Raw genomic sequence first — 21140 nt, 5'->3', positions numbered from 1 at the left:
TCGTCAACTGCTACGGTTTATCCGGGTTGATTCATTTACCCGGCACCAGGGTCAGACGGGTTTTGCCGTACACCCTGTCGAAGTTTTGTGGCTGCATCGGGAAGCTGATGTATCGGCCCTTCAGCCACGGATCAATGCCGTCAAGGTAGTGCGGGCTGGCCGGGTTACTGGATTGGCCGGTGCTGTTTTGCGCCATCATCGGTTCACTCTGACCAAAGTCGACGATCATGCGCATCGCGGGAATGAGGGTGGTTTCGAAGGTGTTAGCGCCCACGTTGTATGCCGCCACATTGAGCGTGGTGTGGTCGCCGCCTGCTGCAATCGGGCCGCGAACCGTTTGACCATCGCTGTTGCGCCACAGGTAATAATGCAGCTTGCCCCACTGCCACGCCTTGTGATCGCTGCCCATCAGGCTATCGCCCGTACTGATTGCGGCGCCAAGGCTGCGGGCCAGTATCGCCGGCTTATCCTCTTTTTGCGGGGTGCGGGTGTCATCCCAGAACGGGCTGTCTTCGCGGCCCAGCAAGTGATCGGACTGAGCAGAGTAGGATTGGCCGCCATTGGCGATAAAGGCTTTCCAGCCCGCGCTGTTTTCAGGGCCCAGCTCATCCTGAAATATCTGTTGGGTGCTGGTTTGCAGGAACAGTTCGTACAGCGCCGCATCGGCTGAGGTGGCGCTGAGTTTACCGTCAAAGGCCATCAGCCGGGTCAGGGCTTCACGGGCTTTGCTTTGATCGTGCGCAGGCAAGGCGGCAATGGCCTGCTTCAACGGCTGGGCCATGCCGGGGGCACTGAACATGGCTTTGAGCTTGGCTGCAAACAGGGTGGTCTGATCGTACTGCATCGCAATCATGCTGCGAGCGTCCTGCTTGCCGTTGCCGGCCAATTGCGCAAGACGTTCGCTGCGTTCCGGCGACAACCATGAGTTTGACAACTGCATGCCGTAGCCAAAAGCCGCCGTACGTTGGTTGGCCGTGCCCAGCCAGCCTTGAATCGGGTCCTGGTCGTAGGGGTGAAGCATCGCGTCGGCGTAACCGTTCCAGTCATAGCGGCTGTCCCAACCCGGCGACGGCAGCAGCCCGATGCCTTCCTGGCGGTTTGGATAAAGCCCGGTGACTTGCCAGCCAATATGGCTGGCATCGGCGTACAGAAGGTTGAGCGCCACGGCGCGTATTTCCCGACTGGCATCAGACGCTTTTTCACTGTTTTGGGCGCGTGACAGGTCGAAGAATGCATCCAGGGTTTTGTCGCCCTTCACGTCCGGCATTTGCAGGGCAAGACCAAGTCCGCTGTTCAGCGCTGTCGGTGTGCCCAATGCACTGTTGAGTAACGGCCCGTGGCGGGTGACATAAATGGTTTCACGCACCGGGCGCTGGCCTTTGATGAAAAAGGTTTCGGTGCGGGCAGTCGCCGGTAGCCATTTGCCGTTGGCCAGGTAATAAAGCGTGTTGCCCTGGCGTTTGAGTTTTTCCAGAAACACATCCTGGTTATCGCCCATGGCCATGCTCATGCCCCAGGCCACCTTGCCGTTGAACCCGGCAAACAAGGTGGGCAGGCCGGCGATCGTGGCGCCTGCCGCCTGATATTTGGGCGCGCGAACTTGCACATAACTCCAGGCTGAGGGTACGCCGATGGGCTGGTGAATGTCGTTGGCCAGCAAGCTTTTGCCGCTACGGCTGCGTTGTGGGCCGATGGCCCAATCACTGGACGCCGTGATGCCGGGCAGGCTCAGCTGTGTGACCTGCTCAAGGGCTTGGGTCACACCGCTCAAACCTTGCAACTGGCGTCCAAGGTCGAGCCCTTTGAGCTTGTCGGCTTCGGCTGCAGGCAAGGCTTCACCGGGATAGGTGGGGGTCAGCCAGGCCAGTTTGTCAGTGCCGACTGTTTGCGCAAGCACCAGCGAATTGAGTTCTTCTTGCAAGTTGGTTGACATGCCGAAGCTCAAGAGGCTGAAAATCAGCGCACTGTCTTGGGGTTTCCAGTACTCGGCTTTATAACCGGCCTGAGCCAGATCGGCCGGCAGCTTGTCGCGGTAGCGGAACAGGTAGGCGTTGACGCCACGGGCGTACACCTCGAAGAACTTTTTCAGGTGCGGGGAGGCGCTTTTATAGAGTTCATCGGCATTGGTTTTCAGATTGACACTGCGCATCAGACGGTCGGCGGGCAGCGCGTCGCTGCCATTGAGTTCGGCCAATCGGCCTTGCGCCAGTAGACGCAGGCGCACCATCTGGCTGATACGGTCGCCGGCGTGTACGTAACCCAGGGTGAACAAGGCGTCATGGAAGTTGCTGCTTTCTATCAGCGGCATGCCCTGGCTGTTGCGTCGTACCGAAACGTTTTGAGCCAGCCCTTTGAGCGGCTGTGTGCCGGAGGTGGGCACCAGACTTTCGCCAGCATTATTTTGGGTCTGACAACCGGCCAGACCCAGCAAAGTGCCCATTGCCGCAGCAACGCCGAACCGGGGTAAAAAACGAAAAAGGGCTGGCGAGGCCATGGCGAAGCTCCTGCGGGGGGTAGTGTCGTCGAAAGGCGCTACGTTAGTGAGGCCGATGACACTGCGCAAGCGCTATCTTGGTGCCAGATTGAGAATGTACAACGGTGTCGACACGCGACTATCGTTCACGCGTGTGGAGCGCTAATCCTCGTAGCAGTTGACGAGTAGTACGAGGCTACGTTCGACGATGCAATCGTCGCAGCTAACCCTGGAACTGTAGGGTTTTACGGCTGCTACGCACCCGGACGTAGCCTCGCGCTGCTCGTCAACTGCTACGGCGTTCAGGTTTATTGCGGTGGGTTGATTTTTTCGACCAGCGCGTAGGCACGTTGAGTGGCCGGGCGCTGCTGGATCCGCTCAAACCACACTTTCAGGTGCGGGAAGTCGTCGAGGTTCTGACCCTGCCAGGTGTGCGGCACAATCCACGGGTAAATCGCCATGTCGGCGATGCTGTACTCGTCGCCCGATACGAACTGACGGCCTTCCAATTGCGTGTTCAGCACACGGTACAGGCGCGCAGTTTCGTCGACGTAACGTTTTATCGCATAGGGGATTTTTTCGGGAGCGAAGCGATTGAAGTGATGGTTTTGCCCGGCCATCGGGCCAAGACCGCCCATTTGCCAAAACAGCCATTGCAAGGCCATTTGCCGTCCACGCAGGTCTTTAGGCAGGAAGCGCCCGGTTTTTTCTGCGAGGTAGAGCAGGATGGCTCCAGATTCAAAGAGGGAGAGAGGACCGCCGCCATCGGCTGGCGCCTGATCGACAATCGCCGGTATGCGGTTATTCGGGGATATTTTCAGAAAGTCCGGGGCGAACTGTTCGTTCTTGCTGATATTGATGGGGTGAATCGTGTAGGGCAGGCCGGCTTCTTCAAGAAATAACGAGACTTTGTGCCCGTTGGGGGTGGTCCAGTAATAAAGATCGATCATGAAGGGCTCCAGAAGGGAAGGTTCACGCAGCCTTTGCAATTCACTGCGGGCTCTCTGTTTTACTCCCTATGGCGCATCGGTTGAAAGTATTTGTGGGATTTTTCATGTTCGCAAAAACACGCACGCCGCACGTGCTCAAAGCAGGTGCGGCGTGCGCCGGGCGCTTTAAAGGATCAGGCGCCGTGGCACTTTTTGAATTTCTTGCTGCTGCCACAAGGGCACGGGTCGTTGCGGCCAACGTCTTTCAGTTCGTTGCGCACAGGCTCTTGAGGCGCATGGCCACAGTGAGGGCCGTGTACGTGTACGTGACCGTGGTCGTGGTCATGGGCGTGATCATGGTGATCATGATCGTGGTTGCAGTCTGGGCCATGAACGTGGGGTTGCTGGGTCATTACTGAATCACTCTGGAATAAAATCGGCGGCGATTATCTCGCCTTTACGCATCACGTGCACGTCGTAACCGAAGAACAGGCCTGTTTCGAGTGTGCCTTCGAGGCGATAGGGGATAGCTTGCTCGGGTGTTTCAAGCAATTTGACCAGTGACCGCACATGGGGCCACAGGTTGGTCCGGATCGGCACCACAAACTGGGCGTGGCTGTTGGGCTTCACGCTGAACCAGTGGCTGTATTCACCTTCACTGAGTTTTATCGGCCCCAGATACACCGCATAACGGATTCCGCGCACGGTTAATGTCGAGTCATTGGGGTTATCGACCCTGAAATGCAGCTTGAAGCGTTGTTCCAACACCTTGGCCTTGACCAGTTCGACACGAACCAGCTGCACCTGCGGGTCTTTGTCACCGGAACCAAACCAGGAGGCGCAACCCGAGAGTGTCAGAACCATCATCAACAGCAAGGTTCGAGTTATCCGAGTTCGAGAATCCATTCGCTACTCCTGATCGGGCTTTCGCCCGGTTACTGGTTGAAAAAACCGGCGCAACATTTTTTGAATTTGAGCCCGCTGTCACACGGGCAAGCATCATTGCGTCCGACTTTCAGTGGCACAGTCGGGTCGATGAAATACCAGCGACCTGCCTGTTGAACAAATGAAGAGCGTTCGCGATGGCTGTGCTCGCCATTGGCGTCGTGCCACCGTGCAGTAAAGGTTACAAACGCGTGTTCTGGTTGACCGCCGAACACTTCGCTGTTTTCAACCTCCAGGCCCAGCCAGGTGCTCTGCGCGCTCCACTGGGACATCGACTGGCGATCAAGCCCTGCTTGCTGCACGGGCAACGTCGTCTCGACAAGGTAGTCAATCAGCCCCAACACGTAGGCACTGTAACGTGAACGCATCAGCAATTCGGCGCTGGGAGGCGGATGCCCGGCGTGATACTGCCCGCAGCAGGCGTCAAGCGAATTACCGCTGCCGCACGGGCAAATAGAGGTATTCATCGGTTTACCACCAGTACTTGCCAAAATTCTCTGGATTGGCCCAAAACCTGGCATTGAGCCAGTCGGGGACTTGCTTGTACTCGCGCAGGTCGTAAGTGAACAGCGTCAATACCTGTTCATCGCGCTGGAAGTGCTCACTGCTTTGTAAGGCCAAGGCGAAAAAGTCGGTTTCTTTCCAGCCACAGGCGTTCAGATCCGCCAGCACGGCAATACGACTGGCATTGAGATTACGAATACCGCCCAACAGTTCAAGTCCTTCGCGTTTGGGCAAATGCTCCAGGCAATCGAGTACCAGCGCCAGATCAAAGCGTTGTGCAGCCAGATGTGGGGGCAGAGCCCCGGGTCTGGCATGGCAGACCACGGCATCCGGGTGTGCGTTCTTGAATGCGGCCAGCGCCGGAAACTCGCTGGCGCCCACCACCAGCAAGCGAGATGGCGCATAGCGATCAAGCAATGCAGCCAGTGCTTGCTGGGGCGTGCGTGTAGAAAAACCAGACGTCATGGAAAGTCCTCAATCAGAACGACCAAGACTAGCCTGCTCACGCCTCGCGGCCTAGGGGCTGTTCCGTTTCATTGCAAACCGTAACGCTGGGTCAAATTTAGCCAGACTGGCGCAGACCCTGAGGCGGGTCTTTACTGTCCGGGCTTCTGGCCGCTTAAAAGGCATACAAAGCGCCAGCGCTGACCAAAAACGCGGCCAAACCACGGTCTAGAGCGCTTGTGCCAACATCCTCAAACGCGGTGGCTGTGGCTCACCATCATCAAACGCGTGGGGAATTTATTTAGCCTGCTCACTGGCGTCAGCCTCCCGTGAGCCGTTAATGTGCGTTCAAAGAAAAACTTATAAAGGGCAAGGGGTATGAAGGTGCTTTGGGGGTTGGGGAAAATACTGGTGGTGTTGTTTTGGGGAGTGGCGCTCTACAACGTCTTCACACCGCTGATTAACCCCTTTGATCTACTGATTAATCTGGCTGGCAGCTTATTGTTGCTGACCCATTTGCTTGAAATACTTTTATTCAATCGTAGCTTGCGGGATCGTCCGCATCCTTGGCGTGACCGCCTGTACATCCTGTTATTCGGCGTTCTTCACGTACAGACTTTTCGTCCTTCAACCGACCGAGACCCCAGCCATGCGTAAGTTATGCCTGCTGGCTGCCCTGTGCAGCCCTTTTGCCCATGCTGAAGTTGTCATGGTTGAAGCCAATACCTTCATGCGTTTGCCTGCCACTACAGGCGTGCTGCAGCTGGAAAAACTCGATGTGGCTGATTACGGCACCCTGCTGATACCGGCGGGCGTGAGTCAGGTCAACATCGACCAACTGCATCTGGGAAAAGAGGCCCGCATCACCATCGTGCCGGCCGACACCGGTATTGAACTGCGCGTGGCTCAGGCCGAACTTGAAGAAGGCAGCCAGATCAACGCCCGTGGCGCGGCTGGCAATTATGAAAAACCTGCGCGCCCGGCCCGTGACCTGAGTGTGCGGATTGAATCGTTGCAAGCACCCAAGCTGATCATTGACGCGCGAGGCGGGACGGGCGCGCCCGGTTATGCCGGGCTGGATGGTGGCAACGGCTCCGAGCCGGGATGCACATGGGGCTCTGCGGGCAAGGGCCATAACGGTGATAACGGCGGTAATGGCCAGGCGGGTGCTTCGGGGGCTCATGTGCGTCTTGAATTGCCACGTGACTACCCGGATGACTTGGTGAACGTCCGGGTTGATGGCGGCGCGGGAGGCAAACCGGGCGAAGCTGGACGGCCTGGCGCGGGGGGCAAATCCAAAGGCTGCGTGGTGTATCGCACCGATGGCGCCAAACCTGGGCGTCCAGGTTTGGCTGGTCAGCCGGGCGAAGTCGGCAGTGCCGGTGCGGTAACGATCAATCGGTTGTAAATGACATTCAAGCTGCAAGCGGCCAGCTTGCAGCTTGAGGCTTCACAGTGGCGTCTCTCAAAACATCGGCCGTGCCGCCGCAATGGCTACGAGCACCACGCCCACAATCAAATTACACCCCACCAAGCGACGAATACTGCCCATCACCGCTGCACCGGCCGCCCATTCCTGAGCCTCAACTGCCCGGCGTAACTCCGGTACCTGTAGTGACTGAACCCGGATAAACAACGCCACCATCACGATGTACAAACCCATCATCACCTGCACATACCGTGGTGCGGTTTCAAATCCGCTGAACCGCATCTGTAACAGACCCACACCGCTTATCGGCAAAATGATCACTGCCACCCACACCCACACAAAAAAACGCTGAAACACTTCTACCCACAGCTTCAACCGTGCGGGCCCCTCAAGGGCTGCTACAGCGGCAGGGCGCAGGATCATCCAGGCGAAGAACATGCCGCCCACCCACAGCATGGCGGCCAGTAAATGAAGGCTGTAGGTGAAGGAAAAGGCGGTCATTGGGGTACTCCGTTCGGCGCAGGATGAATTAGCGGGGTATGATAGCGGCCATTCGAACCACTGAAAATTTATCCAGCGTTTCTTGCGCCCGAAGAACCATGATTAGTACCGAACTCAAATCCCAGATCCAGGGCGCCTACTCGCGTTTTCTCGAAGCCAAGAGCCTCAAGCCGCGCTATGGCCAGCGTTTGATGATCGCTGAAGTGGCCAAAGTGCTGGGCGCTATCGACACCGATGATGAAGGTCACCGCAGTGGTGACCCGGCCGTGGTTGCCGTAGAGGCCGGCACCGGCACGGGTAAAACCGTCGCTTATAGCCTGGCGGCCATTCCCACGGCTAAAGCAGCTGGCAAGCGTCTGGTGATCGCCACGGCGACGGTCGCGCTGCAGGAACAAATTGTCTACAAAGATCTTCCCGACCTGATGCGCAACAGCGGGCTGAATTTCAGCTTCGCGCTGGCCAAGGGGCGCGGGCGTTATATGTGCCTGTCCAAACTCGACATGCTGCTGCAAGAGGGCCACGCGCAAACCGCGACGGCGCAGCTGTTTGAGGAGGAAGGCTTCAAGATTGAAGTCGATGAGGCCAGCCAAAAACTGTTTACCAGCATGATCGAAAAGCTCGCCGGTAATAAGTGGGATGGCGATCGTGACAGTTGGCCCCAAGCCCTGGAAGACCAGGACTGGGCGCGTCTTACCACCGATCACAGCCAGTGCACCAACCGTCATTGCCCCAACTTCGGTCAGTGCGCCTTTTATAAAGCGCGCGAAGGCATGAGCAAGGTGGATGTCATCGTCACTAACCACGACATGGTGCTGGCCGATCTGGCGCTGGGCGGCGGCGCGGTGCTGCCCGATCCGCGTGACACGCTGTATGTGTTCGACGAAGGCCATCACTTGCCCGACAAGGCCATCGGCCATTTCGCGCATTACACCCGTTTGCGCTCAACTGCCGACTGGTTGGAACAAACCGCAAAAAACCTCACCAAACTGCTGGCTCAGCACCCGTTGCCGGGTGATCTGGGGCGTTTGCTGGAGCAGGTTCCGGAGCTGGCGAAAGAGATCAAAGGCCAGCAACAGTTCATGTTCAGCGCCTGCGAGCAAATTGCCGATTTCAAACCCGGTGACGAGCCCGAAGGCCGTGAGCGTCCACGCCACCGTTTTGTCGGGGGGCTGATTCCAGATCACTTGCGTGAAATGGGCATCGAACTGAAAAAAGGCTTCTCGCGCCTGACTGATCTGTTCACGCGTCTGACCGAGATTCTCAAGGACGGCATGGATGGTGAGGTCAATATCGGCATCACCAGCAATCAGGCCGAAGAATGGTATCCGCTGTTTGGCAGTCTGTTATCCCGTGCTCAGGGCAATTGGGAATTGTGGACTGCGTTCACCACCGAAGACCCTGAAGACAATCCGCCCATGGCACGCTGGCTAACCCTGGCCGAGAGCGGCTCGCTGTTTGATATCGAAGTCAATGCCAGCCCGATTCTTGCCGCCGAAATGCTTCGCCGTAACCTGTGGAACGTCGCCTACGGCGCGTTGGTCACGTCGGCGACGTTGACTGCGCTGGGCACATTTGACCGTTTTCGCATGCGTGCCGGGCTGCCCAAAGCCGCTGTGACGGCGGTGGTGCCAAGTCCGTTTCATCACGCAGATGCCGGAGTTTTGCGCGTACCTGACCTCAAAGCCGACCCGCGCGATGCTGTGGCCCATACCGCAGCAATCATTCGTGACTTGCCCGGTTTGGTTGAAGGCTCGCGGGGCACGCTGGTGCTGTTCTCCTCGCGCAAGCAAATGCAGGACGTCTTCGACGGCCTGGAGCGCGACTGGCGTAAACAAGTGTTCATTCAGGGCAACCTGTCAAAACAGGAAACCCTTAATAAGCACAAGGCGCGGGTGGACGGCGGCGATTCCAGCGTGTTGTTCGGGCTGGCCAGTTTTGCTGAAGGGGTGGATTTACCCGGCGCGTACTGCGAACACGTGGTCATCGCTAAAATCCCGTTCTCGGTGCCCGATGATCCTGTCGAAGCCGCACTGGCTGACTGGATCGAAGCCCGTGGCGGTAATCCATTCATGGAGATTTCGGTGCCTGATGCCTCGCTCAAACTGGTACAGGCGTGTGGTCGTTTACTGCGCACTGAGCAGGACCGCGGCACCATCACGTTGCTGGATCGTCGGCTGGTCACTCAGCGCTATGGCAAGGCGATTCTGAATGCCCTGCCGCCATTTCGTCGTGAAATTTCATAAGTGCAGGCCGGCTCAATTGCCGGCTTTGCAGTCGTCTATGCTGTGACATTCGAAACCTCACAGGCCGGCTTTCGGCCGTTAGGGAGAACCTGAACCATATGATTCGCCGCTCGCTCTCTGCTGTTTTAGCGCTGCTGGTCACGACGCCGCTGTTGGCGGCGCCTACCAGTCAACAGACCCTGTTCAACTTCGTTCGCCCCGCCGATGTGGTGAAAGTGGCGACCGAAGATGCGGACTTGCCGCAATACAATGCGGAGCAAACGGCCGGAGGCGAAGTGCTGCGCCGCGTGACGTTCAGTCCGGCCGCCGCCCCCAGTTTGCGGTTGACCCCGCAGACCGGGGTCTGGGACTGGTCACAGTCGGGCATGATGACGCTGCGCATTCAGAATGCGATGAACTGGGCACTGACCCTCGATATCACCGTCAAGAGCACGGACGGCAAGACCCTCACCAGCCGCGTCGATTTACCGGCAGGTCCTGCGCAAACTCTGCTGCTGCCATTACAGGCGAATTCGCCGCATAGCCAAGGCATGCGCGCAGGCCCGCCGATGCCAATGACTCTGGACGGGCAACGCATTCTGCTGGTCAGCAGTCAGGGCCAGATTGATCGCAGCCAAGTGGCGTCCGTAACCCTGTCGATCCCACAGCCCAAGGCCGCGCAAAGCATCTTGCTGGAGCGCTTCGGTGTGCAGGATGGCGAGGGCGTCATCAAGTCGGTCTACAGCTCAATCGTGGACGGTTACGGTCAGTCGACCCGAGCTAAATGGCCGGAGCGTGTGGCCAATGACGAACAGCTCAAAGCGGCTGCTGCCAAAGAACAACAGCAACTCAAGGGCTGGTTGGCCAACCGTACCGATGTGGACAAATACGGTGGCTGGCTCAAAGGCCCCGCATTTGAAGCGACGGGCTTTTTCCACACTGAAAAACGCAATGGTCGCTGGAATCTGGTGACGCCCGAAGGGCATCCGTTTTATTCGTTGGGGCTGAATGCGGTGACCGCCAATGACAGTCAGACCTATATCGCGGGCCGTGACTGGATGTTTACCGATTTGCCCAACGGCAATGCACCGCTGGCGGGTTATTACGGTTCTTCGGACCATAACAACGGCAACGGCGCTTCGCAGGGCCGCGGGTACAACGCCGGGCGCTGGTACAACTTCTATGGGGCTAACCTGCAACGTATTTACGGTGAGCCTTGCGTAGCCGGCACAACGCAACCCGGCTCTGAACCTGTTATTGCGTGCGCCCCTGAAGCGTTTGACGCCAAGCGCTGGCAAACCCATACCCTGGATCGCTTGCAAGCCTGGGGCTTTAACACCATCGGCAACTGGAGTGACCCCGCGCTGGGCCTCAACGACCGCGTGCCTTACACCTTGCCGCTGTCGATTGTTGGCGACTATGCCAGTATCAGTACCGGCAGCGACTGGTGGGGCGGTATGCCTGACCCGTTCGACCCGCGTTTTGCCATGGCCACAGAGCGTGCGGTGGCCATTGCCGCCCGCGATCACCGTGATGACCCGTGGCTGATTGGCTATTTTGCCGATAACGAACTGGCGTGGGCTGGCCCCGGAACTGATCCAAAGTCGCGTTATGCCCTCGCTTTCGGCACCTTACGCTTGACCACTGATGTGCCTGCCAAACGGGCGTTCCTCAAGCAGTTGCGGGACAAGTACCGCAACCAGCAAGGCCTGTCCAAAGCCTGGGGCGTGGACATCCCCGCGTGGGAATTGATGGAAGATCCGGGTTTCGAGGCCCCCACGCCCAATCCCGAGCATCCGCAAATCGAGGCGGACTATCAGTACTTTCAAAAGGTCTTTGCCGACACGTATTTCAAGACCATCTCTGACTCCCTGAAATGGCATGCCCCCAATCACTTGCTGCTCGGCGGGCGGTTTTCAGTCAGCACGCCGGAAGCCGTGGCTTCGTGCGCGCAGTACTGCGATGTCTTGAGTTTCAACTTTTATACCCTGCAACCGCAGGACGGCTATGACTTCGCCAAACTGCGCGAGTTGAACAAGCCGGTGATGATTACCGAGTTCAACTTCGGTTCCCGTGACCGTGGCCCGTTCTGGGGAGGTGTGACCGAGGTTGCCAACGAAGAAGCCCGTGGGCCGGCGTATGCGAAATTCATCAAACAGGCCGTGGCTGAACCTTCGATTGTCGGTGTGCACTGGTTCCAGTATTTGGATCAACCCGTGACAGGCCGCTTGCTGGACGGCGAGAACGGTCACTTTGGCATGATCGGCATCACTGACTTGCCTTTCACCGGCTTTGTTGAAAGTGTCCGCAAAACCAACCTTCAAGCCCTCGACCAATTGGGCGATGAAGCCGCCAAGGCGCAGGTGGATGCAGATCAAGCGGTCAAAGCCGCTCGCCAAACCCCGCAGGAAGGCAATGGCGAACGCTCTGGAACAGGGCATGCGGGTGGTCACTCGGGCAAAGGCCACTGATCATCCGAACCGGATGAGCGGCGATGCATTTCGTCGCTCATCGAGCGTTAGCCTCTGTGTTAATTCCATTTAAAAACTAAGGTCATCCATTCCAACTGAATGGAGTCTTCGAAATGGAAGCTAAAGGCAGATGTGCACGTGGGTTCGAAGCCGTTCAGCAGGCGTTTGAGGCAATCTTCGACGACCCGCAGGAGCGTGGGGCAGGGCTGTGTGTTCAGGTCGGCGGTGAAACAGTGGTCGATCTGTGGGCGGGTGTGGCGGACCTCGAAGGCCAAAAGCCTTGGGAGCGCGACACACTGGTGAATACGTATTGCGCCATAAAGCCGTTTACGGCAGTGGCGGCCTTGATGTTGGTGGAAGAGGGCAAGCTGGAGCTCGATGCCCCTGTTGCCCGCTACTGGCCAGAGTTCGCCCAAGGCGGCAAAGAGCACATCACCTTGCGTCAGGTGATGTCCCACACCTCGGGCATTCCCGCGTTGCGGCTGCCGAATCGCACGCCCATCATGTATGGCTGGGATGACATGGTGGAAATCATGGCCGCCGAACCCCTGTGGTGGCAGCCGGGCACTGATCTGGGCTATGGCGCCCTGACCTATGGTTGGATTATCGGCGAGCTGATCCGGCGGGTGGACGGGCGAGACCCATGTGCGTTTATCGCAGAGAACATCTCGCAACCCCATGAGCTGGAAGTACACATGGGCGTGGCTGACGAGCATTTTCACCGTATTGCCCATTTCGATCGCGCCGAAGGGCGAACCGGTGATCAATACGCGCTCGATCTGCGCGAGGTCATTGTCAATCAACCCGAGCACGTGGCTACCCTTGCTTTCACCAACCCCGGTGTGTGCCCCAAAGCCACTCACGATCCCCGATGGTGGCGTTATCGCCAGCCTGGCGTGAATGGTCATGGTACGGCCCATGGGCTGGCGGGTTTCTACAGTGCGCTGCTGGCCGGTCAATTGATCGGATCGGAGTTGCTGAGTGAATTCACTCGCGAGCACAGCAACAGCATGGATCGCACGCTTTTGAGACCTATGCGCTATGGGTTGGGCTGCATGATGGAGCAGCCAGCCGACCCCGCGGCTTCCAACTGCATGGGCCCCAACACATTTGGCCATGTGGGGCTGGGGGGGCCTGTCAGCTTTGCTGATCCGGAACGCGACGTGACCTTCGGGTTTGTCACCACGACGATGGGCAGCCACGTCTTGATGGACCCGCGGGCCAGACAGTTGGCAACACTGGCCTATGCCGCGCTCTGAGCCTCACTTTTCAGGCCCTCTTGCGTCTGCAGAGGGCTTTTAAGAAACCGCTATATATCCCTCATCCCTCTCGTCTTTTTCACAAAAATTCCACTCTGGCGCTGGTACGGTCCGCGCTGTCTGCTGAGCGCACAAAAATTGTGCTGTAGAGACCTTTGCTCTGTTTCAAATTCTGACAGGTGCTGGAACAATGCACGGCATTGAAAGCCAAGCTTGATTCAGGAGGTAAGGGTGCAGATTCAGGGTTTTCACGACCTTCAGTTTGAAGCAGTTCGCGAAGCATTTGCAGAGCTGTTTAACGATCCGCAAGAGCGTGGTGCTGCCTTGTGTGTCCAGATAGCCGGTGAAACAGTGCTGGATGTGTGGGCGGGCACTGCCGACAAGGACGGTCAGCAACCTTGGCACACCGACACCATCGCCAATCTGTTTTCGTGCACCAAACCCTTTACGGCAGTCACGGCGCTGCAACTGGTTGAGGAAGGCAAACTGGAGCTGGATGTGCCCGTCGCCCGTTACTGGCCCGAATTTGCGGCAGCCGGTAAGCAGGCCATCACGCTGCGCCAGTTGTTGAGCCATCGAGCCGGTTTGCCGGCAATTCGCCAAATGATGCCCCGCGAAGCCTTGTATGACTGGCAGACCATGGTTGATGCGTTAGCCGCCGAAGAACCCTGGTGGACGCCGGGTGATGGCCACGGTTATGCCGCGATCACCTATGGCTGGTTGCTGGGCGAGTTGATCCGTCGGGCGGACGGTCGCACTGCTGGTCAGTCGATCGTGGCACGCACGGCCAACCCGTTGGGGCTGGATTTCCATGTGGGGCTGGCGGACGAAGAGTTTTACCGGGTAGCCCATGTTGCCCGCAGCAAGGGCAATGAAGGGGATGAGGTGGCGAAACGTCTGTTGATGACGATGATGCGCGAGCCTAATTCCATGAGTACGCGGGCATTCACCAATCCACCATCTATTATGACCAGCACCAATACACCTGAGTGGCGGCGGATGGAGCAACCAGCGGCTAATGGGCATGGCAACGCCCGTAGCCTGGCCGGCTTTTATAGCGGTCTGCTGGAGGGGCGTTTACTCGAAGCCGAAATGCTGGAACAGCTGACCCGCGAACACAGCATTGGCGAGGATAAAACCTTGCTGGCACAGACACGGTTCGGACTGGGTTGCATGCTGGATCAGCCGAACGTGCCGAACGCTACGTTCGGGCTGGGGCCAAAGGCGTTTGGCCACCCTGGCGCAGGGGGATCAATAGGGTTTGCCGATCCGGATAGAGAGGTGGCTTTCGGATTCGTAACCAACACCTTGGGACCTTATGTATTGATGGATCCGAGGGCTCAAAAGCTGGTTAAGGTATTGGCCGCGTGTCTGTAACGGTGTATTTGTAGTCCGTAGGTCGGAAGGCTGTAGCTTTTATCCGGGTAATACGTTTTTTTAGTGGGCATATAGCCTTTTTTTCATCAATTCATTGTGTGGATATTCAATGTCATCTAATAAGACCCTCGCCTTGGCCCTTTGCCTGGCTATTACTGGTTGCGCACAAACTCCACAGAATAATGCCGAAGGTGGCCACAAATGGTGGCAGTTTGGCTCGTCCGAGTCGTCGGCACCGACCGATAAGAGTGCAAATGCTGCTGACAAGAAGGCCGCCGCTGCTGTTGAAAAGCCAAAAGTTGCAGTGACGGCTGCGCCTGCTGCTGCCACGACCTCTGCAAAAAAATGGTGGTGGCCATTCGATACTGACGCCAAAGACACTAAAGCGGCACCCATTGGCGTGATTGCGATGCCAGACCCGAAAATTACTCAGGCCTGGCTGGACGAGTACGAGCCGCGTCTGCGTACTGCCATTAAAGGCACCGACTTGCAGTTGGAGCGTCGCGAAAACCTGTTAGTGGTGGTGGCGTCGGCTGACAGCTCGTTCAAGGCAACACGTCCGGACTTGTTGATGCCTTCGATGCTCGGCCCTTTCACTCGCGTAGCCAAGGTTGTTGAAGGCGATCCTAAAACTGCCGTCCTGGTGCTCGGTCATGCTGACTCCAGTGGTGCCATGGCCAGCAATACCAAGTTGAGCCTGGACCGCGCCAAGTCAGTGGCGGCCATCTTTCGTATGAGCGGCTTGCAGGGTAATCGTCTGACGCTGCGCGGTATGGGTTCTGTTATGCCGCGTGCAGCGAACGACAGCAACGAAGGCCGTGCCTTGAATCGTCGCGTTGAAATCATGATGACGCCGCAAGCCACTATGGTCGCGTTGGTCAGCAAATACGCTCAGCCTGCTTTGACCGCTGAACAGTTGGCCGCCGTGCAACCCGCTGTTTCGGCTTCTGCAGCTAAAAAAGCAGCCGCCGCACCGGCGAAAAAAGCCACCGTGGCCAAGAAAGCCGCACCGGCCAAAAAAGCCGTTAAGCCTGCACCGGCCAAGAAAGCAGTTGTGGCTAAAACGGCGGCGGCCAAGAAGGTTGCTGCCAATGATCAAGCCAAAAACTGATTGATTCGGCCAAGGAACGCGTTATGACCCAAGCGCTGGCAGATATGCGCCGTGATTACACCCGCGACGGGCTGACCGAGGCGCAAGCGCCCGACGAGCCTTTTGCGTTGTTTCATCAATGGTTCAGTGATGCGGTCAAGACTGAACAGGCGCCAGTCGAAGCCAATGCCATGACCTTGGCAACGGTGGATGCTCAGGGGCGCCCGCATTGTCGGGTGCTCCTGCTTAAAGGTCTGGATGAGGCGGGTTTTACCTTCTTCACCAACTACACCAGCGCCAAGGGGCAGCAATTGGCCGCGCATCCGTTTGCGGCCATGACTTTCTTCTGGCCAACCCTTGAGCGGCAGGTTCGTATCGAAGGGCGGGTCGAAAAGGTTTCGCCGCAGGAATCCGACGCCTACTATCAGGTTCGCCCATTGGGCAGCCGGATAGGGGCGTGGGCATCACCGCAAAGTCAGGTCATTGCCGACCGTGAAGAACTGAGCGAATTGCTCAAGGCCACACAAGCGCGTTTCAGTGACACCCAACCGCATTGCCCTGAGCATTGGGGCGGGTATCGCTTGGTGCCTGATCGCATTGAATTCTGGCAGGGCCGCCCGAGCCGTTTGCATGACCGGCTCAACTATGTGCGCAAGGGTGCTGACTGGGGCCGTGAGCGACTGGCCCCCTGAACGCCTGAAGTAATTGAGGTCAGCACGCAGGAAAAAACGGCTTAACGGGCTACCCTTAATGTGGCTTGCAATGGCGGTAGGTATTGATTTGGCTGTACTGGCGCTGAATGAACACCCCGTTATCCGCGCTGTGCGGTGACAGGCACCCGGCTGCGGAGTTTTAATGAATCCCTGTTCTTTTGGAGTTGAACCTATGCGTAAGTCCGTACTGCTAATTGCTGCATTTTCGACCATGACGGTCTTGTTGGGCGGCTGCACCTCAAACCTGACGGGCGATTCTTATTCGCGCGATGAAGCGCGCCGTGTTCAAACCGTTCGCATGGGTACTATCGTTGCCCTGCGTCCCGTACAGATCGAGGGCACCAAAACCCCAATCGGTGCGGCAACCGGTGCCGTTATCGGGGGTGTCGGCGGCAGCGCCATTGGCGGCGGCCGTGGCAGCATTGTGACCGCTGTGATCGGTGCTGTAGCCGGTGGTCTGTTGGGCTCGGCCGCAGAGTCGGGCTTGACCAAGACCCAAGGGGTTGAAATTACCGTACGCGAAGACGACGGCAGCACCCGTGCTTATGTGCAGCAGGTAGAGCCTAATCAAGTGTTCCGTACCGGCGAGCGCGTTCGCATCCTGACCGTTGATGGTACAAGCCGCGTCACGCAGTAAGCCTTCAGGCCCGCTTAATAAAAAACCCCGACCTGTGCGAACAGGTCGGGGTTTTTTATTGCGCTCAGCCTCCTACATTCAGAGGGCTGGCTGCTTACGGCTAAAGATGGCTGTCACGGCATAGCCGATCAGTGCGGCCAGAATGGAGCCGGTCAGAATGCCCATGCGGTCCATGCCCACGTAATCGCTGCTGCCCGGAACAAAGGCCAGCGAGCCGACAAACAGACTCATGGTAAAACCGATGCCGCATAGAATAGCGACGCCAAACACCTGGCCCCAGTTCGCGCCATTCGGTAATGCGGCCATGCCGGTTTTTATCGCGATCCAGGTAAAACCAAACACCCCCACTGTTTTGCCGATCAGCAAGCCAGCAGCAATACCCAAAGGTACATGGTGAGTGAAACTGTGCAGGTTGACGCCGGTCAGCGACACGCCCGCATTGGCGAACGCAAATAGAGGCAAGATCGCGTAGGCCACCCACGGGTGCAGCGCATGCTCAATGCCCATCAGCGGCGAGGGCTCGGAGTTTTTAGTGCGCAGCGGTATGCAGAATGCCAACGTCACACCGGCCAGCGTGGCATGCACGCCGCTTTTCAGTACGCAGACCCAGAGGATCAGGCCGATGATCATATAGGGGGCTATCTTCACCACACCCATCCGGTTCATCGCGATCAACGCCACAAGACAAGCCGCGGCCAACAGCAGCGATACACCCGACAATTCGCTGGAGTAGAACACGGCAATCACAATGATTGCGCCCAGATCATCAATGATTGCCAGGGTCATCAGAAACAACTTCAACGACACCGGTACGCGCTTGCCGAGCAGTGCCAACACGCCAAGGGCGAAGGCGATGTCGGTGGCCATTGGAATGGCCCAGCCATCCAGTGCGTCGGGGAAGTCTTTGTTGATGAACCAGTAAATCAGCGCTGGTACGACCATCCCGCCAATCGCGGCACCGCCGGGCAGCACAACTTGTGAGGGTTTGGACAGTTGACCTTCCAGCAGCTCGCGTTTGACCTCAAGACCGATCAGCAGGAAAAACAACGCCATCAGGCCATCGTTGATCCACAGCAATGAGGGTTTGGCGATTTGCAAGGCGCCAATCTGCACCGCGACCGGGACATCCAGAAAGGCGGTGTAATAGTGCGAAAGCGGCGAGTTGTTGATGATCAAAGCCAGAGCCGCTGCGGCAATCAACAACAGACCGCTGGCAGCTTCCAACTGAAAGAAACGAGTGAAAGTGCTACGCAGAGGCAAGGTGGCTCTCCATCGAATAGTTATAAGGTGCGACACCCTAACCCGACTTCTTAGTGGTTAAAACAAAAACTATATTCGTTTTTGTTATAAGCAGCCGCGTGAACTTGCATCGACAAAAAGCCTAGCAGTTGTGTGACAAATTGAGACAAAAAACAGACAGGGCAACGCTCCGGGGAGTCCGTAGCAGCTGCCGTGGGAACGAGGCTGCGTCCGGCGGCGAAGCCGTCGTGAAGCCCGGAGGCGCGATGTTTCAGGGAAACCGCGTACTCCGGGTTTACGACGGCTTCGCCGCCGGACGCAGCCTTTGGCAGCTGCTACCGGGTGCGAGAGAGTATCAGGCTTCGATACCGAGAATATCCCGCGCCACAGCTTCGGCAATGCGTATGCCATCAACCCCTGCCGACAGAATGCCGCCGGCATAACCTGCGCCTTCACCGGCCGGGAACAGCCCTTTGACGTTGAGGCTTTGCATCGACGCGTCGCGGGTCATGCGCAACGGCGACGAGGTGCGGGTTTCAATCCCGGTCAAAATCGCATCATGCATCGAGAAGCCTTTGATCTGCTTCTCGAAGGCCGGCAAGGCTTCGCGGATGGCTTCGATGGCAAAGTCCGGCAATGCCAGCGCCAAATCACCCAAGGACACGCCCGGCTTGTAGGACGGTTCAACGCTACCCAGCGCAGTGGACGGTTTACCCGCGATAAAGTCGCCGACTAGCTGAGCTGGTGCTTCATAGTTGCTGCCGCCCAGCACATAAGCGTGAGACTCCAGGCGCTCTTGCAACTCGATACCCGCCAACGGCCCGCCCGGATAGTCTTCAGGCGTGATGCCGACCACGATGCCCGAGTTGGCATTGCGCTCGTTACGTGAGTACTGGCTCATGCCGTTGGTCACGACGCGGCCCGGTTCGCTGGTAGCCGCAACCACTGTGCCGCCCGGGCACATGCAGAAGCTGTACACCGAACGACCGTTTTTGGCGTGGTGCACCAGTTTGTAGTCGGCCGCACCCAGTTTAGGATGACCGGCGTACTTGCCCAGACGCGCGCTGTCGATCAACGATTGCGGGTGTTCAATACGGAAACCCACCGAGAACGGCTTGGCTTCCATGTACACGCCGCGCTCATGAAGCATGCGGAAGGTGTCTCGGGCGCTGTGGCCCAGAGCCATGATCACATGCCGTGAGTTCAGTTGTTCGCCATCGGCCAGAACCACGCCGGTCAATTGGCCATCATCGATCAGCACATCGGTCACACGCTGCTGGAAGCGAACTTCGCCGCCCAGCGCTTCGATTTGCTGACGCATGTTCTCGACAACGCCCGTCAGACGGAACGTACCGATGTGCGGTTTGCTGACGTAGAGGATTTCGTCCGGCGCACCGGCTTTGACGAACTCGTGCAGCACTTTGCGACCGTGGTGTTTCGGGTCCTTGATCTGGCTGTAGAGCTTGCCGTCCGAGAATGTGCCCGCACCGCCTTCACCAAACTGCACGTTTGACTCCGGATTGAGGACATTTTTACGCCACAGTCCCCAAGTGTCTTTGGTGCGCTGACGCACTTCGGTGCCGCGCTCAAGAATGATCGGTTTGAAACCCATTTGTGCCAACAACAGGCCGGCGAAGATACCGCACGGGCCAAAGCCGACGACAATCGGGCGTTCGCTCAAGTCCTGGGGGGCCTGACCAACGACTTTGTAGCTGACATCGGGTGCTGGATTGACGTTACGGTCGTCGGCGAACTTGATCAGCAGCGGCGCTTCATCACGCACGTTCAAGTCGATGGTGTAGATAAAGCACAGTTCGGACGATTTTTTGCGCGCATCGTAGCTGCGCTTGAACAAGGTGAAATCGAGCAGGTCATCACTGGCGATGCCCAGGCGCTGCAAGATGGCAGGGCGCAGGTCTTCTTCGGGATGGTCGATCGGCAACTTGAGTTCGGTGATTCGTAACATTGACAGTGTCCAGTATCGGGGCCGGGTAAACCCCGGCAGCCTTGTGCGAACCGGCGATTATAAGCCGCATGGCCCCTTAACTGTCAGCACTATGAGGCAACAATCGTCGGTTAGTCGTTACGAGCACCGCCGAAATAACCGCATCCGCGCTGTACCTGACCGTTGATCCGCAGTTCTGCGGCCAAATGCTGCACGCTGCCATTGGCACTGTCGGTGCAGCGTTGTGGGGCGACCCACAACTCAATGCGTTGATGGTTGGCTTCGGTGGACAGCGAGAATCGACCATCACCTACCTGCTCTTCAACATAAGGCAAGGCCAAATCCGGCTGGCCGTCACGCTTGATCACCATGCCCTTGCCGCCAGCCTGCACTTCCCATGCAGGACCATTGCCATTGGCATGCACGGTCAGTTGTTTGAAGTTAGGGTCTTTGCAGGCTCCATTAGTGCGTTCCAGACGGTACAGCTGTTGCAACTGCACCTCGCCATCCGTACCCGGTGTTTTAGCCGAGGTAAAGCTGCCACGGATGTCGACAAACAGTTTGCCCGGCAGGTTGGGCATATCGGTGGCGTCTTGAATCAGGGTGGTGTTGGCACTGTCGCGCACGATATAGCGCTGTTGCCCGATACAGGGTTGAAAAATCAGTTGGTCATTGGCCGATACCAGCTCGCCTTGGAGGCGAGTCAGGCCGGCGTTGCTGTCAACGGGTTTACTGTTGAACAGTTGGCAACCCGCAAAAACGGGAAGCAGGGCGAGCAAAACTAAAGGGCGAGCAACGCGCATCATTGGGACTCCTGACGAATGCCGTCACGTTACTCAGGCTGGTCGAGCATCACAAGGGGGGATATTTCTGGTCTACCCCACTTGATACGTTTGCCCTGTCTGTAAACCCTCGACACTTTTCGCGTAAGCCAGTGCCACGTCAGCTGCTGCATCAAAAAA

At 57.7% G+C, this 21140-nt stretch carries 19 protein-coding genes and 1 pseudogene; 9 read left to right on the top strand and 11 right to left on the bottom strand.

All coding sequences use genetic code 11. The annotated features are described in order from the left end of the window. Window positions 1-31: 31 nt before the first annotated feature. The 6 genes from GHN86_RS04090 to GHN86_RS04065 form a co-directional block, all read right to left on the bottom strand. Window positions 32-2494 carry a penicillin acylase family protein gene (locus GHN86_RS04090; protein WP_153386156.1) on the bottom strand — a complete coding sequence of 821 codons (2463 nt, stop codon included), beginning with the start codon at window positions 2492-2494 and terminating at the stop codon, window positions 32-34. Between the two features lie 287 nt (window positions 2495-2781). Further along, window positions 2782-3423 carry a glutathione binding-like protein gene (locus tag GHN86_RS04085; protein WP_153377747.1) on the bottom strand — a complete coding sequence of 214 codons (642 nt, stop codon included), beginning with the start codon at window positions 3421-3423 and terminating at the stop codon, window positions 2782-2784. A gap of 173 nt (window positions 3424-3596) precedes the next feature. Then, a complete protein-coding gene (locus GHN86_RS04080; RefSeq protein WP_153377746.1) occupies window positions 3597-3815 on the bottom strand; it encodes an SEC-C metal-binding domain-containing protein in 219 nt (72 codons plus the stop codon). A gap of 7 nt (window positions 3816-3822) precedes the next feature. Then, window positions 3823-4308, bottom strand: a complete 486-nt coding sequence (locus tag GHN86_RS04075; protein ID WP_194286187.1) for an LEA type 2 family protein — start codon at window positions 4306-4308, stop codon at window positions 3823-3825. 29 nt (window positions 4309-4337) lie between these two features. Beyond that, a complete protein-coding gene (locus GHN86_RS04070; RefSeq protein WP_153377745.1) occupies window positions 4338-4814 on the bottom strand; it encodes a YchJ family protein in 477 nt (158 codons plus the stop codon). Window positions 4815-4818: 4 nt separating this feature from the next. Next, window positions 4819-5316 (bottom strand): DUF6231 family protein, encoded by a 498-nt coding sequence (locus GHN86_RS04065; protein ID WP_153377744.1) that lies wholly within the window; start codon window positions 5314-5316, stop codon window positions 4819-4821. Between the two features lie 357 nt (window positions 5317-5673). Here GHN86_RS04065 and GHN86_RS04060 point away from each other — a divergent pair, with 357 nt between their 5' ends. Together GHN86_RS04060 and GHN86_RS04055 are read left to right on the top strand one after the other, a co-directional pair. Further along, the gene (locus tag GHN86_RS04060) at window positions 5674-5952 is read left to right on the top strand and encodes a DUF1145 domain-containing protein (protein ID WP_153377743.1); all 279 of its coding nucleotides are present in this window, start codon (window positions 5674-5676) and stop codon (window positions 5950-5952) included. After that, window positions 5945-6703, top strand: coding sequence for a collagen-like protein (locus tag GHN86_RS04055; RefSeq protein ID WP_153377742.1), 759 nt, complete (start codon window positions 5945-5947; stop codon window positions 6701-6703). Before GHN86_RS04060 ends, GHN86_RS04055 begins: the two co-directional genes overlap by 8 nt. Window positions 6704-6760: 57 nt before the next feature. Here GHN86_RS04055 and GHN86_RS04050 read toward each other — a convergent pair whose 3' ends face one another. Next, complete coding sequence (locus GHN86_RS04050) at window positions 6761-7225, bottom strand: CopD family protein (protein ID WP_153377741.1); 465 nt, start codon at window positions 7223-7225, stop codon at window positions 6761-6763. 98 nt (window positions 7226-7323) lie between these two features. Here GHN86_RS04050 and dinG point away from each other — a divergent pair, with 98 nt between their 5' ends. From dinG to GHN86_RS04015, 7 genes are all read left to right on the top strand, one after another. Next, window positions 7324-9468, top strand: a complete 2145-nt coding sequence (gene dinG, locus GHN86_RS04045) for an ATP-dependent DNA helicase DinG (RefSeq protein ID WP_153377740.1) — start codon at window positions 7324-7326, stop codon at window positions 9466-9468. Window positions 9469-9566: 98 nt separating this feature from the next. Beyond that, on the top strand, window positions 9567-11918 hold the full coding sequence (locus GHN86_RS04040; RefSeq protein WP_153377739.1) for a beta-galactosidase: 2352 nt from the start codon (window positions 9567-9569) through the stop codon (window positions 11916-11918). A 113-nt stretch (window positions 11919-12031) separates the two neighbouring features. Next, the gene (locus tag GHN86_RS04035; RefSeq protein WP_153377738.1) at window positions 12032-13177 is read left to right on the top strand and encodes a serine hydrolase domain-containing protein; all 1146 of its coding nucleotides are present in this window, start codon (window positions 12032-12034) and stop codon (window positions 13175-13177) included. A gap of 231 nt (window positions 13178-13408) precedes the next feature. Next, window positions 13409-14554: a serine hydrolase domain-containing protein gene (locus tag GHN86_RS04030; RefSeq protein WP_323369174.1), complete on the top strand. Its 1146-nt coding sequence runs from the start codon at window positions 13409-13411 to the stop codon at window positions 14552-14554. A gap of 109 nt (window positions 14555-14663) precedes the next feature. Next, window positions 14664-15665, top strand: coding sequence for an OmpA family protein (locus GHN86_RS04025; RefSeq protein WP_153377736.1), 1002 nt, complete (start codon window positions 14664-14666; stop codon window positions 15663-15665). Between the two features lie 23 nt (window positions 15666-15688). Then, window positions 15689-16336, top strand: coding sequence for a pyridoxamine 5'-phosphate oxidase (gene pdxH, locus GHN86_RS04020; protein WP_153377735.1), 648 nt, complete (start codon window positions 15689-15691; stop codon window positions 16334-16336). A gap of 193 nt (window positions 16337-16529) precedes the next feature. Then, on the top strand, window positions 16530-16994 hold the full coding sequence (locus tag GHN86_RS04015) for a glycine zipper 2TM domain-containing protein (RefSeq protein ID WP_153377734.1): 465 nt from the start codon (window positions 16530-16532) through the stop codon (window positions 16992-16994). A gap of 78 nt (window positions 16995-17072) precedes the next feature. Here the strand turns inward: GHN86_RS04015 and nhaA are convergent, their stop codons facing one another. From nhaA to GHN86_RS03995, 4 genes and pseudogenes are all read right to left on the bottom strand, one after another. Then, window positions 17073-18254 (bottom strand): Na+/H+ antiporter NhaA, encoded by a 1182-nt coding sequence (nhaA, locus tag GHN86_RS04010; RefSeq protein WP_153377733.1) that lies wholly within the window; start codon window positions 18252-18254, stop codon window positions 17073-17075. A gap of 334 nt (window positions 18255-18588) precedes the next feature. Further along, a complete protein-coding gene (locus tag GHN86_RS04005; protein ID WP_153377732.1) occupies window positions 18589-20199 on the bottom strand; it encodes an NAD(P)/FAD-dependent oxidoreductase in 1611 nt (536 codons plus the stop codon). Between the two features lie 110 nt (window positions 20200-20309). Continuing rightward, entirely contained in the window at window positions 20310-20981 is a 672-nt protein-coding gene (locus GHN86_RS04000) for a COG3650 family protein (RefSeq protein ID WP_194286189.1), read from the bottom strand. 72 nt (window positions 20982-21053) lie between these two features. After that, window positions 21054-21128 (bottom strand): annotated as a pseudogene (locus GHN86_RS03995) (short chain dehydrogenase); the annotation flags it as partial. Window positions 21129-21140: the final 12 nt, after the last annotated feature.

The organism is Pseudomonas helleri (assembly GCF_009600315.1).
Classification (GTDB): Bacteria; Pseudomonadota; Gammaproteobacteria; order Pseudomonadales; family Pseudomonadaceae; genus Aquipseudomonas; species Aquipseudomonas helleri_A.
The sequence above is the reverse complement of the archived record's forward strand: the minus strand, read 5'-3'. Positions and strand labels throughout refer to the sequence as shown.